This window comes from Bacillus cereus group sp. N11, from assembly GCF_016483605.1.
GTDB classification, from domain to species: domain Bacteria; phylum Bacillota; class Bacilli; order Bacillales; family Bacillaceae_G; genus Bacillus_A; species Bacillus_A toyonensis.
Map to the genome: position 1 here is coordinate 279,782 of NZ_JAEHBN010000001.1, position 14,602 is coordinate 294,383.

Below are 14,602 nucleotides of genomic sequence, written 5' to 3' on the forward strand. Positions count from 1 at the left end.
TTACTAGCCCGGTAATATACAGGGCCGTTACATTATCCAACTACATTTCCTTCTCTAATAACCGTCCTTGTTTGAAATAAGTCCGTAGTGTTGAACGATTGGCCAAAAATACACCTATCAATATGAAACAAGCACCTATACCCATTGCAGGATTTAATGGTTCTCCTAATACAATATATCCTACAATAATTGCTATTAATGGTGATACATATAACCACGTCGATGGGAATACAGGATTTGTTTTTGATAAAAGCCAGTAATATAATCCGTGCCCACCAATTGATCCGATAAATATGAGGTATAAAATAGGCCACTGTACGCTCCATGAGGTTAATACAGTTACATTCGGCTGCTCTACTATGTATGATACGATTAGTAGCAAAATCCCTCCATAAAACATTTGAATACCATTAATAAGAAATGGTGATACACTTCGTAAATCCGAAAGTATTTCTTTTGAGCGAATAGAACCTATTCCGTAAAATAACTCCCCTACTACTAAAATAATACAAGCAATACTCCATATGAAACTTACTTCTTGATGTATTCCTGGTAAAGAAACAAAAACAACACCTATTAACGCAATAATTAAAGCGAAAAATTGCTCCTTTTGCAATTTTTTCTTATTTCTTCTTGCTTGTAATAATAAAATCATCATAGGACCTGTTGCAGAAAGTACAGCAGCTAACCCAGAAGAAATATATTGTTCAGCCCAGTACAAAGATGCGAATGTCATGAACGTTAAACAAAAGCCAGCATACATAATACGTTTTGAAAATACATGCGGCATAATTTCTTTTCGCTTCAACTTAAATATAAACATCAAGATTACTCCTGCTAAAAAGAAACGAATTCCTGCTGAAAATAATGGAGGCGCTCCTGCTTCAATTCCGATTTTTATCGTTAAAAATGTTGTGCCGAAAATAATGCATACTAAAATATAATTAAAAATGACCATTTTTCTTCCTCCTTTTTACTCTTAACATGAGTATAGAGGGTTTCGTGTATAACAGTGTATCTATGCTTATAACAGTTACATCAAATTGTAGTTGATTCTCTTTATTTTTTTCGCTTTAATTAAATAAAAAAGAAACAAGGTGAAGCCATGAAGATTGTAATACGGAAAGAATCCAACATACCGTATTATCAACAAATATATATGCAAATTGTTGAAAGAGTACAAAGTGGCATGCTTTCATATGGTGACTCCCTTCCATCATTACGTTGTATGGCCGAAGATTTACAAATTAGCTTATTGACTGTTCGTAAGGCGTATAAGCAGCTAGAAACGAAAGGATATATACGCATCGAGCAAGGAAAAGGCGCTTATATATATAAACGTGTAAAGAAAGAGTTCAAAACTATTCCTTATAAATGGCAACAAACGAAAACTATTAATGTTATGCGTTCTCAATATGCAATGAATCAACACCGAAAATATTATGATTTTTCACAAGCGATTTTATATCCACGTCTATTACCAAATCCATTTCTAGCAGACGAAATGCACAAATTGCTGGATAAAAATCCGATGTTACTAGCAACTTATGGACCTATTCAAGGCGATTATGAACTTCGAGTTGAAATAGTTAATTATCTAAAAGAACATCAGAAATTAGTGACAGACCCCTCTCAATTATTAATTACAAGTGGTGCCCAGCAAGGAATTGATTTGATCGCTCAAACATTATTAAAACCTGGAGATATAGTATTAGTAGAAAGCCCTTGTTATGGCGCAGCACTTGATGTTTTTCTCAACAAAGGAGTGCAGATTATACCTATTAGTCTTGATAAAAACGGCATTCGCTCAGATTTAATAGATGACCTTTGTCAAAGAAAGAATCCTGTTTTGTTATATGTGAATCCTACTTTTCAAAACCCAACAGGTACAGTAATGAGTAAAGAACGGAGATTGGAACTTATAGAACTAGCGGAGTTATATGAGTTTTTTATAATTGAAGATGATTCTTTCGGAGAAATATATTTTGAGGATGCTATAGTTCCTCCTCCAATCAAAAGTTTTGATACGAATGGTCATGTAATATATTTAAAAGGTTTTAGTAAAACGTTAGCACCTGGACTACGTATCGCTGCACTTATAGCCGATGGGCCTATTTTTGAATGGTTATATGCTGTGAAGGGTTCGATGGATATCGGTAGCCCGTTATTAACGCAAAAAGCACTACTTCCTTTCTTACGTGCAGAACGTATGAAAAATCATTTAGAAAAATTACGCACCGCTTTACAAATTAGACGCGATTTAACAATCGCTATATTATCGCCACTAAAAGAAATGCACTTTAAAATACCAAATGGCGGCTTTAATTTATGGATTACACTTCCTAATACAATTGATCCTTTTAACTTATTACAAAAAGCAAATGAAGCAGATGTCTCTTTTTTACCTGGAACAGCTTGTCTATTAAATAACGATACAAATAATAACCAATTAAGAATTAGCTATTCCATGTTAAATGAAAAAGATATGGCGATTGGATTAGAGAAATTACATGATACAATACGAAACTTTAATTTTTAAAAGTATGTTCACTAGCCCATCAAACTAAGAAAAGCTAATACCCCAAAATAAAAGTACTTTGGGGTATTATAAAATTATGGAGTACTCCAATTTATCTTTATTCACTACAAGTCAATATACAGCGGCTATCATCATTCCACTTTAATTACAATCTTACCTCTAACATGTTGCCCTTCACTCAAAATATGAGCTTCTCTAACCCCTTCTTCATTAAGTGACACAACTTTACTTATGATCGGTTTGATTTTTCCATGTACAATTAAATTTGATAACTCTTCTAATTGTTTTCCACTTGGTTTTAGCCATAAAAATCCTGATTTTATCCCTTTCACTTTATAATTTGGTTCATGAACAATCGAAACTAGAACACCGCCAGGTTTAATAATTTGAAAACTTTTTTCTTGTACTTCGCCACCGATTGTATCTAATATAATATCAAAATCTGATTGTAGCTCTTCAAATTTATCTTTTTTATAATCAATAACGAGATCCGCTCCTAAATCCTTTAAAAATTCTTCATTTTTACTACTTGCAGTAGTTGCAACAAAAGCTCCAAATGATTTTGCAATTTGGATTGCCAAACTTCCGACACCACCAGCTCCAGCGCGAATAAATACTCGGTCATTTTCTTTTATTTTTGCGTAATCTACAAGACTTTGCCAAGCAGTAAGTCCTGCGAGTGGAATAGAAGCTGCCTCTTCAAAACTTAGGTTAGTAGGCATATAAGTTACTAAATCTGATTTTACCGCAATGAATTCAGAATAAGATCCCTTCCCTATATTTTCAGGTTTCGTAAACACTTTATCTCCTATTTTGAAACCTTCTACCTCTTCTCCAATCTCTTCGATAACTCCAGCTACATCTAACCCTAAAGTAATTGGAAATGAAAATTGCAATTGTTGTTGTAAGTCTCCTTTTCTAGTTTTCCAATCAACTGGATTAACAGATGTTGCGAGAATGCGTATTAATACCTCGTTATATGTAACAACTGGTTTTAAAATTTGTCTTTCTTTTAGTTCTTCAACACTACCATATTGATCAATAACAATTGCTTTCATTTCCTCTCCTCCTTGCTGTTTATTTTAATAACTTACAATTATTTTTCAAAATTTTTTGCTTTGAATGACAATAAACATGTTTAGAGGTGGTATTTATGCTACGCTATTAATTAATGTGAGTTCCAAATTCAATTTTGTGTACATCTTAGAATCATACAGAGTTTTATTTTCTATGTTTATAATTAAATCCAAAAGAAATGGAGATAACACTATGACCGAAAAGATGATTAAAACAAACGGGACTGATATTTGTACAGAAAGCTTTGGAAATCCTAATAATCCAGCAATTTTATTAATTATGGGAGCTACGTGTTCAATGGTTTATTGGGATGAAGAATTTTGTGAACAGTTAGCTAACACAGGGAAATTTGTCATTCGCTTTGATAACCGTGATGTAGGACGCTCTGTTACATACGAACCTGGAACTTCCAATTATACGGTAACAACTATGGCTGAAGATGCAATTGGAGTGCTGGATGCCTATCATATTGATAAAGCGCACTTATTTGGTATGTCATTAGGTGGCATGATTGCTCAAATTGCCGCTGTAAAACATCCTGAAAGAATTTTAACGTTAACTTTACTAGCAACAAGTGTTATAGGCTCAGATAACAACACTCGCGATTTACCTCCGATGGATGAAAGAATTTTAATACATCACGCAAATGGTGCAAATTTAGATTGGTCAAATCAAAACGCTGTGACAGAGTATTTAGTTACAGGCTCTCGTCTATTGTGCGGCTCAAAACGTTCATTTGATGAAAACAGAGTTTATACACAAGTAAAACTCGAAATAGAAAGGGCTAACAATCTATTAAGTATGTTTAATCACGCTTTACTTCAAGGTGATGATGCTTATGAAGGTGTACTTAGCTCCATACAAGCACCCACATTAGTAATTCACGGAACTGACGATACAGCACTACCATTTGAACATGGTCTCGCACTTATTGATGAAATTCCAAACTCAGCACTTTTAACTCTTGAAGGAGCAGGACATGAAAATCATCCTGATGACTGGAAAAACATTATTCAAGCAGTAACAGAACATACATCTAAAATATAGATAAATAATAAATAGAAGGGGCACAAATTTGTATTGTGCCCCTTCTATTTATTGGACTAGTGGTACACTAACAAAAACCCATCACCGTATCCATATGTATAGTGATGGGCTTACATATATTTTTCTATGTTTAAAAAAATGGACAATCTAATTGATCAACAGATTCCCATGATTTTTTTTTTACACTTTCGGTGGATTTATTCGCTTCTAGTGGTACGTTTTTAAAAGGATTTACTTCGACTTTTAATAAGGATGAGGGCTCCATATATAATGAGAAAACATGGCTACTTGGTAAAGTTTTTGACACATCAATATCTCCTACTTGTTTAAATAATTGCTGTGCTGCAAAGAAAAAGAAATTAGTTGGGTTTGATTGTTTATTAAGCCATGCAAGCATTTCAGGTGATACTGATTTATGAATATTGATTTTCACTCGATCACCACGTTTATATCGCCTAGATCGCATGTTTCCACCAACTAACTTATCGTTAAGTTTGTAAACCCTAACTCTTTTTGTTTATGTTCTCTATACTTTGGCGAACAAGTGTAGACTAATAATCCTCTTGCATTTGTAAATAGTGGATTATCTACAAAGATAACATTTGTTAAACGCCCTTTTTGTTTTAAAATCATTTTCAAGCTATTTTTAATGATAACTGCGCCCCCACCATAAATAAACACGTATGGATCGTCTTTCATATCATCAATTTTATTAATAATATCAGTTGCGACGCGCGCAGCTAAACCTAATAATGCTGGTTGTGATTCCTCAACTAATAATGCATTCCTAGGATGTTTATCATTTAAATAAATTTGATTGAATTCTGTAATACTATCAATCGTCTTTGTTGGATACTTCCGGTTCCATCTCGTAATAATTTGTAGTAACGTTTCTTTTACACCGTACGATAATCCTTTACTTAATTGCGGACGGAAATTTACCCCTAACGAAACAACTTCTTCTGTTGTCCCCGCACCAATATCAAAAGACAATAAAGTTTTATCAACAAAATCAATTTCTGAAACTTGATTTTGTTCACATTCTATTTTATGTTTCACAACATTTCCTTCTTCATCATATACAATGCCCCACGTCCCAGAAGCGCCCTCAGGCAGGCATTTACAAAACTCAATAGAAACATTAATAGTAACATCACGACCGTTCGGATAATGGAAAACAACCTTGTGATTTCCCATATAACGTTTTGCATTTTCGGCAGCTATTTCTTGTGTAATAAGCTGCATAGGAAGAGCGACAGATAAATCATATCGAATGTTAATATGACTAGAAGTTGGACTTTGACGCATAGCACTTACTGCTAAACCCGATAGTATTGTAATAACCATTAGCTCATCCGTCGACTTATTCGATTTCTTCTCCACTTCAGTACCTTTTAATTGATCTTGAATCACTTTTTCTCCAACGATGTAACGTACATTATTTAACATTAGCGATGGAGAACTAATGGTCACATCGATATGATTTTCTAATTCAGATAATGACACATCTCCCTCATCTAACAATCCTGTAGGCTCACCTATATATAAAGAATAAATACTCGGAATAAAAATAGGGTCTTGCCCTTTCACCATTAACTTCAAACCGTTATTTCCTGCATCTGCACCAGCTTTTAAAAGTATAGACATAACTACCCCCTAAATTAATCTGACATCCCTTCCAAATATATGCGAGCCTATTCTTTTACATTCAAATGTAATGTAATTTTTTATTTATCATTAAAACAAAATACTATATACATTTGCCTTGCTTGTAAAAAGTATTTGACATGAACCTTTTCCAATTTTATACTATAAATGTAAAGAATTTTTTACAATCGTGGGGGTGTTGTTCTAATATGAATCGTAAAAAATTCATTTTAATAACAATTGTTTTATCATTAGTCGGAGTACTTATACACGGAGCTTATAAATACATCAATGGAGGTGTAATTTTAGGTGGAACAATTTTTACAAGCGCTTTAATACTTAGCTACCTCATCAATCATATTACATGGGGAGATCCCCACGGTGTATCAGAAGAAAGTCAGGATGAAATGGGACAGCAAATTACATATAAAAGCTTTAAAATTGCGTATTTTGTACTTGTAGTTGTATTGTTCCTTCTATTACTCTTCTCGGAAGGTTTTTCTATGGGTTCCAATTTAGATGGAGTTAAAAACCTACCACTGTTTATCGCACTTTGTTCTTCATTCTTTATTTATCCTATTGTCGAACTCATAGTTGCAAAACAATATAAATAAAAGATGAGGTTTTCTATATATAGAAAACCTCATCTTTTTATATTTACATACCCTCTACAATTACTTTTAATTTATTAACAGTTCGCCAATTCCTGACTGTAGCTGGTTTATGTAACTTCTGAAATTGGTTCATTAATTTAGAATTCCGAATGCTATTTTTGAAATACAAATATACAACCTTCTCATCTATATAGCAATCTTCAAGTTCACTTTTGTACATAAGTAACTGCTTCCTCTCATCTTCAGAAAATGGATGAGCTAAAAATGCAACGTGTATACTTTCTCCTTCTAACAAAGCATCCGCCTTATAAGGGGAATATTTTATAGTGTTTATAAATTCTTCATTTGTTTTTAGGATGACTGGAACATCAAAATTAAATTCCCTTTTAATTTCAAATTCAATTTTTACTTTTAGAGCGTTTATATCTTCCTCAGATTCAAACACGATATTACCGCTTTGAATATATGTTTTCACTTGTTTTAATCCTATTGATTCAAACAATCGTTTTAAATCTGCCATTTTGATTATTTTATGTCCACCTACATTGATTCCCCTTAGTAACGCAATATAAATTGTCATATCATTACTCCTCGCATATTCATTGACCTTTCAACTATATATGTTGAAACCTTTATCTTTTTTGGATACCTACTTTCGTTTTTACTAACATAACACAAAATAAAAAAAACTTACTACATGAATGTTCAAGAGTAAGTTTTCTATCCCGTTATTTTATTATAGGTAAATGCATTATTATTTGTTGACCAATCGGTCCCATTCTTCTAAAGCCTCTATCTTCGAAGCCAACTTTTTCATATAACTTTTGTGCTGGCATATTTTTTTCATTTACAGCAAGTACAACTTCATTTTTTATTGGAAAATAACGTTTTACAAAATCTTGTAATAATGCCAATGATTTTTTAGTGTATCCTCTTCTTTGTTTATTATAATTTATAGAAAATGATGTTAAAAGTAAATCATCTTCATTCTCTGTGAACTCTTGTACTCTTTCGCCTGTTTGTAATGCGAAAAGACCAACAGGTACCCCGTTGTAATCTAAAATAACAATTACATTTTTTGTGCGATCGCTTTTTGCTTTTTTCAATAATTCGCCTGGATCTGATGTGAATTGAACTTGTTCACTTGGTAAAGTAAATGATTGTATAATTTCTTTATACGTCTCCTTATACGGAACTAATTGTATTTCCCCAGTATGTATGTTCATGCTATACTCTCCCATTTTTATCAAATTAACTTAAACCTTGCTGTGATTTAGAATGCACTTTTCCATCCAAAAATGTAATTTCAACAAATGAATTTGGATTATTCCCCTTCCAAGCAAAAATTTGTTTAATTTGTGTAGAATGTTCTACCCCTTCTTCTATAAGTAAATTTCCTTCAAAACCGATTAAATCTTTCACTTCTGTATAAGTCATTCCTTCATCTATTTTTGAGAAATGATTTATATTGATAAATTCTTTCTTCTGACTTTCCATCACAGTAGAAGAAGTCGCTGTTTGCTTTTTCACTTCTTTCTTTTGTTCACACGCTGTCATACTGAAACTTAGGCAGAAACCACATAAAATAAATGCACTTTTTTTCATCATACCAGTTGTCCCTCCCACAATAATTAAACCATATATTCCCTTAAAAATAAACTGAATATTTAATATTATATTTAAAAAGCCTCGTACAATTTAGTACGAGGCTCATTTTACTTATTCAAATGATTATTAGATTGGTCATTCTGTTCTTTTCTTAGTTCTTGTTCTTCATCTTTTGGTAATTGCTTGTCATTATCTTTAATTGGATTCGTTTCTCTATTTTCAATCATATCATTCGGAACTTGTGGCATCACGCGGCCAACAATTGCTGCTAATTCATCCAGTATACCTTCGCCAGTTTTCCCTTTTTTAATTTGCTTTCCAATTTGTTTCAGCCGTTCATACGTATCAACATCAGCTACAACGACTGCATTCGCACCATCCGGATCGTTTTTTAAACTTTCTGCAACAGAGTACTTAATTGACTCAACACGAGTTCGGTCTAGTTTCGCTTTTACATCAATACCTACAATAGCATATTTTCCAACAACTACTGCTGTTGCATCATTCACACCTGGCACACTTGCCGCTAAAGATGCTAAATGATCCGCTGCTTTTTCATTTGGCTTATTTGATTTGTTTGTATAATTAACATTTTTCATTGAGACATTTTTTTGTTCTGGCTTTTCATTTGGATTGTCTTTTTTTCCAATACTGCATCCAGTTATAAAAAAGCAAAGCATCAACACATATATTAGAATTTTCATTCTTTTCACCACTTTACTATTAAGGTTTAATCATAAATTTTTTCAACAGCTTGCATTTTTTTCACTTTTTCTTCTGCTCCGCTATTCGCATTGATGAAAATTTGATACGTATCTTTCCCTAACGTTCCAACAAATTCATAGCAAAGTACTTCATTATGCAAATCATTTACTACGACTGCTTTTCGCTCTTCCATCACTTTCACATCAGGGTTAATTTTCTTCCTTGCTTCTGCTGCAGTTAGCTTGGCAGACGGAATTGTTCGTTTTTGATGTGATGCTAAATATTCTTTTGCAGAAAATCCAACGATAGATCCGTCGTCTAAAGCAATTTTCATTTGGATTGCTTCCGGATAGATCCGTACGCCATTCTCATTTACTACATAAGTAAACACGCCGATAGTATCATATTGGGAACTATCATAAAGCTCCATATTATTAAACTTATGATCCTTTAAAAACGTCAATCCTTTACTTCCTGCATCGTTTAAACTAATTTTCTGTTCTTTAATTTCTCGATTATTCATTACCCAAATTGGATATCCGCCTTTTCCGGTAATATCCATGTAAAACTCATTATTCGTTGCAGAGTCTTTAATCTTCACACTATAGAATGATTCTTTCGCACCTTTTCCACTTTTCTCTACATCGACTTTTTCATTTCCTTTTAAATTTAAAAATGATTTTGCGATTTTTGCTGCTTCATCTTTAGAAATTGCTTTTCCTTCTGCTTCAAATCCACCTTTTTTATTTTTTTGTGCACTTGTAAAGGTCGGTCCGAAGTTTGTAGAAGAGTATGATGTTACGTTTTTCTCTACAGTTTTTAATCCATCAATAATTGTGTTATCTGCTGGATCGCGATTTGATGCAAGTGCCATTTCAACATCCATCCAGCGTAAATTATTTTTCAAAACAAGATGTTGTACTTTCCTTAGTTCATCTTGTATATTTCCCGCATTTGAATATAAAGTTTGCAACGTTTTATATTCTTGTTCATTTAACGGCTCTTTTTCTAAATCACGAATGGCTGCACGGTAACTAAAATCACCGATATTTGCTAAAAACTCTTCCGTTTTATTAAACGGCATTAATGTTAACGGGAGTTGTCCTACATCTGAACGAGCTTCAGATGTTAAACGCCATACATCTGCTAATGCAGGTGATAAAGATGAGCGTGAATTCATCGCAAGTGTTGTACCAATTTTATCGTGTAATAAATCAACTTCGTATGCTAAATCATGGAATGCTCGTTGATAACTATTTTCCGCTCGAATTAAAACCGCATTTTTCTCTTGGTGCTCTTTATAGCCCCAATATCCTGTTCCAACTACACCAACTGTTAATAATACAATGATAATACCTCTTAACATTATCCCACCTCCGCTCTATTTACAGAAAATATGTTTACCAATTTTTTTAATTTGTGGACGAGTCCAAATCCATTTACTTGTCGCAGTATCTGGGTTGAAATAATATAAAGCATTTCCTGTTGGATCCCATCCGTTTATCGCATCTAAAACCGCTTTTTTTGCTGTTTCATTTGGCGTTAAATATATTTGTCCATCTGCTACCGCTGTAAATGCTCTAGGCTCAAAGATTACACCTGAAACAGTATTGGGGAATGACGCACTTGTAACACGATTTAAAATAACAGCAGCTACTGCAACTTGTCCTAAATACGGTTCACCACGTGATTCCCCGTATACTGCATTTGCCATAAGCTGAATATCATTTTGAGAATAACCGTTCGGAACATTTGTCCCTTTATTTTGAGATGGTTTATTCTCTTGTGCAGAGCCACCACTATTTCCTTTATTCGTTGTCGTCCCTTTATTAGCAGTTGACTTATCATACTTTGTTGCCTTTACGAGCATTTGCTTCGTTTTAGCTCCAGCTAAACCATCAACGGGTAATCCGAATTTCTCTTGAAAATTCCGAAGTGCCCAGTATGTACCCCATCCGAAAACACCATCCACTTTTCCCGTATAAAACCCGTTATATTTCAAACGAGATTGCAGTTCAATGACATCTTCGCCAGATGCTCCTCTTTGAATGACTTGATTAGAAAAAGCTTCTACATTCTTTAGTTGTATACTACTGACCATTAAAGACAGTCCTATGAACGCAAGTAAAACTGCTATTTTAAAAATAGCTTTTTGGCGCATAATTTTCCCTCCTTAATTACAGAAATGATTTCTTGGTTATGTTTTGTAAAAGCCTCGCTTTTATGTAAAGAAGACAAAAAAATCCAAACTTATATCGTTGAAAGAATATGTAAACAATATACAAAAAGGAGAAAAGGAGTTCATTATGAAGCAATTGTTAAAGCGTATCGCATTCGTCATTCTTTTATTAACAACATGTTTAAATATATATACCGGGTCATCGATTGTTCATGCACAACCGCCTTATGCAAAATGGGGTAAACTTGCTGTAGAAAAGACGAAAGAACAATATCCGAAAGCAGAGATTGTTGATTATCTTCATATAGGTAGAAAACCAAAAACGGTTCAAATAACTGTTGAAAAGTTTAAATTGTGGCTACGTGAAGATGGAAAAGAATATGGTGTTTTTGTTGATGTAGAATTTGAAACGAAGACAGAGAAATTTATAAAGTTGTCGTTTCAGAAGACGAGTAGATAAAGTAAAACTTTAATCAGTGGGGGGGTTGTTCATCTCCCACTGATTATTAGTTGAACCAATCGGGCTTTTACGGGCAGTTGATCCCCCATCTAACTTCTTTGCTTTCGCTGAATTTTGAGGTGGGGGTCTTACTGCCCCGTTAATGCGGGATAAAATGAAACCCCACTGTTAAAAACGGAAACAGTGGGGCTCCTTGCATTTCTAAAATTCTTTCCTAAAGTTTCGATTCCCTAAAAATCTTACCAATATACAAATAGCGCCAATTACAACCGCTATCCCTATACTGTATAAAAGTACTTTACCATACCCACCTATTCTTGGATCTAAAAACGGATATGGATACCAATTCACGATTGGGCCACGTATTAAGCTATATACAACGTAAAAAAACGGGAATAAAAGCCAACTTGCAGATTGTTTCCAAGTGATTTTCTTAATAGGTGGATTTAAAATCCAATCTAAAAGCATTGCAATCGGCATGATATAATGTAGCACTGTATTTACCCATGGTATTGCCGTTTGAAGTGACTCTTCTAATCCTCTTAATAGCAAAAAATAAATGAGTCCTGTCGTAAGTATGTATACCGTTGCCGCACCTCGAAGTATACTAAATTGTTCTGAGCGACCAAATGTAGCTGTTCCGATACTGCTTAAAAGGAGAATACATACAACTAAAATGTTACTTTCAATCGTAAAGAAACTAAAAAAATTAACTGGATTGAACGGTTTCAATTGTGCCCTGAGTATGAATTGCGTAATAATGGCACTACATGCTAGAAGACTTAAACATAGTCTAAATAAAGATAAAGTTTTTTCATCCCTCATACATTCCCTCCTTTTCTTATATATAATTGGAATTTCCCTGTACATGCTCAATAAATAATTTTAATGGAACGAGCCCACGTTTTGGCATATGACTACTTATAATAGCTACTACTTCTAACTGAGGAATGATAACGATGTATTGTCCGCCGTACCCCATAGCGAAATATATACAATACGATATGTGAAATCTTTCGTTATGTAATACCCACCAGTGATATCCATATGCGCCGACATGTTCATATGTTTCAAATTGCGCCCTACTTGACTCTTCTAACCATTTCGCTGATACAATTTCTTTCTCATTCCAATATCCATTTTGCAAACATAGTTTTCCTAATTTTAATAAATCGGTAGATTTCATTTTCATACCGAAGCCGCCGACATATATACCTTGCGGATCTTGTTGCCACTCATATTCGCTAATTTCTAATGGCTCAAATAAATATCTTTTCGCAAACTGCTCTGTCGACATCCCAGTAGCTTCTTGAATAATATAGCTAAGTAAATGTGAAGAACCTGAATTATAATTCATTTTTGTAGCAGGTTCTTCAATTATTGGCTTTTCTAATATGTACTGTACCCAGTTCTCTGATTCTACAAAGTCATTTGGGAATACTACTCCATTCCCAAACTCTTTCCAATCCTCACCAGTAGTCATTGTTAATAAGTGATACAGCGTTAAATCATGTTTTTCCCCAGGTACATTTTCAATCCACTCTGTAATCGGTGTATGTATATCATTTATATAGCCCTTATCAATTGCAATACCAATTAATAAAGATACGATACTTTTTGTAATCGAATTTATTTTATATAAGTTATTTGCACATTCGGGTGTTTTATAATACTCAGTTGTTAATTCCCCTTTTTGATAAATAAGAAATGTATTCACTTTTTTCTTTTCAAATTTATTTTGTAGTTGCTTAAAATCCAAAAATCTTACCTCCATTAAAATAGTTACTTCATTTATTATATCTTGTTCCTTTTATTAAAACATAATTGTGCTCAAATAAAAAAATAAGCTTATCAGCCATAATTAGCTGACAAGCTTATTCCTATAATTTCGTACGAACATTCCAAAGTTCAGGGAAGAACTGTTGATCAAGTACTCGTTTTAAATAAGATACACCTGAAGATCCGCCAGTTCCCATTTTATTTCCGATAATGCGTTCTACCGTTTTCATATGACGGAAACGCCATTGTTGTAGCCAATCTTCGATATCAATTAATTTTTCAGCAAGCTGATATAGATCCCAATATTTCTTCACGTCCGCATACACTTCTATCCAAGCCGCTTCTACAGTTGCATCTTCTTCGTAAGGCTGCGTAATATCACGATTCAACACATCTTTATGAATTGGGAAGCCTTCTTTAACAAGCGCCTGTATCGCAACATCATACAAACTTGGTGCGTGTAGCGCTTTATGAAGACTAGCGTGTAATTCTGGATCTTTTTCATAAATCTTTAATGCATGTGGTGTTTTATAACCAAGTGCGTACTCAATCATTCGATATTGATACGATTGAAAGCCTGAAGCTTGACCGAGTGAATCACGGAATTCAATATACTCAGATGGCGTTAATGTCGCAAGAATATCCCAAGATTGAATAATTTGCGATTGAATTTTTGATACACGTGCTAACATTTTAAATGCCGGTGCTAATTTATCGTTTTTAATCGATTCAATTGCTGCATTTAGTTCATGTAAAATAAGCTTCATCCAAAGCTCACTAGCTTGGTGAATAACGATAAATAACATTTCATCATGATGGTCTGATAATCTCTTTTGAGAAGATAGTAAACTATCTAATTGTAAATACTCACCATACGTCATATTTTCCTTAAAATCCGTGTGAATCCCTTTTTCCATAATTACCTTTTCGTTTTCTTTCATATTAGT

The 14,602-nt window shown here is 33.7% G+C and carries 17 protein-coding genes; 4 read left to right on the forward strand and 13 right to left on the reverse strand.

The genetic code is table 11. From position 1 onward, the window contains the following. Positions 1-40: 40 nt before the first annotated feature. Positions 41-958, reverse strand: coding sequence for a DMT family transporter (locus tag JDS98_RS01415; protein WP_199633467.1), 918 nt, complete (start codon positions 956-958; stop codon positions 41-43). Positions 959-1,105: 147 nt separating this feature from the next. On the opposite strand from JDS98_RS01415, the gene pdxR reads away from it, so the two are divergent. Continuing rightward, positions 1,106-2,539 (forward strand): MocR-like pyridoxine biosynthesis transcription factor PdxR, encoded by a 1,434-nt coding sequence (gene pdxR, locus JDS98_RS01420; RefSeq protein ID WP_199633468.1) that lies wholly within the window; start codon positions 1,106-1,108, stop codon positions 2,537-2,539. Positions 2,540-2,670: 131 nt separating this feature from the next. Here pdxR and JDS98_RS01425 read toward each other — a convergent pair whose 3' ends face one another. Beyond that, positions 2,671-3,597: an NADP-dependent oxidoreductase gene (locus JDS98_RS01425; protein WP_199631640.1), complete on the reverse strand. Its 927-nt coding sequence runs from the start codon at positions 3,595-3,597 to the stop codon at positions 2,671-2,673. A 211-nt stretch (positions 3,598-3,808) separates the two neighbouring features. Here JDS98_RS01425 and mle point away from each other — a divergent pair, with 211 nt between their 5' ends. After that, positions 3,809-4,663 (forward strand): BCA family alpha/beta fold macrolide esterase, encoded by an 855-nt coding sequence (mle, locus tag JDS98_RS01430; protein ID WP_000136872.1) that lies wholly within the window; start codon positions 3,809-3,811, stop codon positions 4,661-4,663. Between the two features lie 130 nt (positions 4,664-4,793). Here the strand turns inward: mle and JDS98_RS01435 are convergent, their stop codons facing one another. Together JDS98_RS01435 and JDS98_RS01440 are read right to left on the reverse strand one after the other, a co-directional pair. After that, positions 4,794-5,129 carry a hypothetical protein gene (locus JDS98_RS01435; RefSeq protein WP_001257766.1) on the reverse strand — a complete coding sequence of 112 codons (336 nt, stop codon included), beginning with the start codon at positions 5,127-5,129 and terminating at the stop codon, positions 4,794-4,796. A gap of 11 nt (positions 5,130-5,140) precedes the next feature. Then, positions 5,141-6,310: a ParM/StbA family protein gene (locus tag JDS98_RS01440; RefSeq protein ID WP_000025613.1), complete on the reverse strand. Its 1,170-nt coding sequence runs from the start codon at positions 6,308-6,310 to the stop codon at positions 5,141-5,143. A 209-nt stretch (positions 6,311-6,519) separates the two neighbouring features. On the opposite strand from JDS98_RS01440, the gene JDS98_RS01445 reads away from it, so the two are divergent. Further along, positions 6,520-6,924, forward strand: coding sequence for a DUF2178 domain-containing protein (locus JDS98_RS01445; RefSeq protein WP_001080326.1), 405 nt, complete (start codon positions 6,520-6,522; stop codon positions 6,922-6,924). A 43-nt stretch (positions 6,925-6,967) separates the two neighbouring features. Here the strand turns inward: JDS98_RS01445 and JDS98_RS01450 are convergent, their stop codons facing one another. The 6 genes from JDS98_RS01450 to sleB form a co-directional block, all read right to left on the reverse strand. Continuing rightward, positions 6,968-7,504, reverse strand: coding sequence for a DUF1697 domain-containing protein (locus JDS98_RS01450; RefSeq protein ID WP_098711317.1), 537 nt, complete (start codon positions 7,502-7,504; stop codon positions 6,968-6,970). A gap of 148 nt (positions 7,505-7,652) precedes the next feature. Then, a complete protein-coding gene (locus JDS98_RS01455; RefSeq protein ID WP_199633469.1) occupies positions 7,653-8,150 on the reverse strand; it encodes a GNAT family N-acetyltransferase in 498 nt (165 codons plus the stop codon). Positions 8,151-8,175: 25 nt separating this feature from the next. Continuing rightward, positions 8,176-8,532 (reverse strand): hypothetical protein, encoded by a 357-nt coding sequence (locus tag JDS98_RS01460; RefSeq protein ID WP_000976449.1) that lies wholly within the window; start codon positions 8,530-8,532, stop codon positions 8,176-8,178. 107 nt (positions 8,533-8,639) lie between these two features. Then, entirely contained in the window at positions 8,640-9,236 is a 597-nt protein-coding gene (locus JDS98_RS01465; protein ID WP_000698005.1) for a YhcN/YlaJ family sporulation lipoprotein, read from the reverse strand. 26 nt (positions 9,237-9,262) lie between these two features. Beyond that, complete coding sequence (gene ypeB, locus JDS98_RS01470; RefSeq protein WP_000943731.1) at positions 9,263-10,603, reverse strand: germination protein YpeB; 1,341 nt, start codon at positions 10,601-10,603, stop codon at positions 9,263-9,265. Between the two features lie 15 nt (positions 10,604-10,618). Next, positions 10,619-11,398: a spore cortex-lytic enzyme gene (sleB, locus tag JDS98_RS01475; RefSeq protein WP_001249051.1), complete on the reverse strand. Its 780-nt coding sequence runs from the start codon at positions 11,396-11,398 to the stop codon at positions 10,619-10,621. A gap of 145 nt (positions 11,399-11,543) precedes the next feature. Between sleB and JDS98_RS01480 the strand changes: the two genes are divergently transcribed. After that, the gene (locus JDS98_RS01480) at positions 11,544-11,876 is read left to right on the forward strand and encodes a YqzG/YhdC family protein (protein ID WP_000811610.1); all 333 of its coding nucleotides are present in this window, start codon (positions 11,544-11,546) and stop codon (positions 11,874-11,876) included. A gap of 201 nt (positions 11,877-12,077) precedes the next feature. On the opposite strand, the gene JDS98_RS01485 is transcribed toward JDS98_RS01480, so the two are convergent. From JDS98_RS01485 to kynA, 3 genes are all read right to left on the reverse strand, one after another. Continuing rightward, a complete protein-coding gene (locus JDS98_RS01485; RefSeq protein ID WP_087969269.1) occupies positions 12,078-12,701 on the reverse strand; it encodes a Pr6Pr family membrane protein in 624 nt (207 codons plus the stop codon). A gap of 16 nt (positions 12,702-12,717) precedes the next feature. Continuing rightward, positions 12,718-13,635, reverse strand: coding sequence for a serine hydrolase domain-containing protein (locus JDS98_RS01490; protein WP_097958954.1), 918 nt, complete (start codon positions 13,633-13,635; stop codon positions 12,718-12,720). A gap of 121 nt (positions 13,636-13,756) precedes the next feature. Further along, positions 13,757-14,596 carry a tryptophan 2,3-dioxygenase gene (kynA, locus tag JDS98_RS01495; protein ID WP_097958955.1) on the reverse strand — a complete coding sequence of 280 codons (840 nt, stop codon included), beginning with the start codon at positions 14,594-14,596 and terminating at the stop codon, positions 13,757-13,759. Positions 14,597-14,602 lie beyond the last annotated feature (6 nt).

Bases quoted from the DNA above. Each gene is read 5' to 3' on its own strand.
- JDS98_RS01415 (WP_199633467.1), bottom strand. From the start codon at position 958: ATGGTCATTTTTAATTATATTTTAGTATGCATTATTTTCGGCACAACA.
- pdxR (WP_199633468.1), top strand. From the start codon at position 1,106: ATGAAGATTGTAATACGGAAAGAATCCAACATACCGTATTATCAACAA.
- JDS98_RS01425 (WP_199631640.1), bottom strand. From the start codon at position 3,597: ATGAAAGCAATTGTTATTGATCAATATGGTAGTGTTGAAGAACTAAAA.
- mle (WP_000136872.1), top strand. From the start codon at position 3,809: ATGACCGAAAAGATGATTAAAACAAACGGGACTGATATTTGTACAGAA.
- JDS98_RS01435 (WP_001257766.1), bottom strand. From the start codon at position 5,129: ATGCGATCTAGGCGATATAAACGTGGTGATCGAGTGAAAATCAATATT.
- JDS98_RS01440 (WP_000025613.1), bottom strand. From the start codon at position 6,310: ATGTCTATACTTTTAAAAGCTGGTGCAGATGCAGGAAATAACGGTTTG.
- JDS98_RS01445 (WP_001080326.1), top strand. From the start codon at position 6,520: ATGAATCGTAAAAAATTCATTTTAATAACAATTGTTTTATCATTAGTC.
- JDS98_RS01450 (WP_098711317.1), bottom strand. From the start codon at position 7,504: ATGACAATTTATATTGCGTTACTAAGGGGAATCAATGTAGGTGGACAT.
- JDS98_RS01455 (WP_199633469.1), bottom strand. From the start codon at position 8,150: ATGAACATACATACTGGGGAAATACAATTAGTTCCGTATAAGGAGACG.
- JDS98_RS01460 (WP_000976449.1), bottom strand. From the start codon at position 8,532: ATGATGAAAAAAAGTGCATTTATTTTATGTGGTTTCTGCCTAAGTTTC.
- JDS98_RS01465 (WP_000698005.1), bottom strand. From the start codon at position 9,236: ATGAAAATTCTAATATATGTGTTGATGCTTTGCTTTTTTATAACTGGA.
- ypeB (WP_000943731.1), bottom strand. From the start codon at position 10,603: ATGTTAAGAGGTATTATCATTGTATTATTAACAGTTGGTGTAGTTGGA.
- sleB (WP_001249051.1), bottom strand. From the start codon at position 11,398: ATGCGCCAAAAAGCTATTTTTAAAATAGCAGTTTTACTTGCGTTCATA.
- JDS98_RS01480 (WP_000811610.1), top strand. From the start codon at position 11,544: ATGAAGCAATTGTTAAAGCGTATCGCATTCGTCATTCTTTTATTAACA.
- JDS98_RS01485 (WP_087969269.1), bottom strand. From the start codon at position 12,701: ATGAGGGATGAAAAAACTTTATCTTTATTTAGACTATGTTTAAGTCTT.
- kynA (WP_097958955.1), bottom strand. From the start codon at position 14,596: ATGAAAGAAAACGAAAAGGTAATTATGGAAAAAGGGATTCACACGGAT.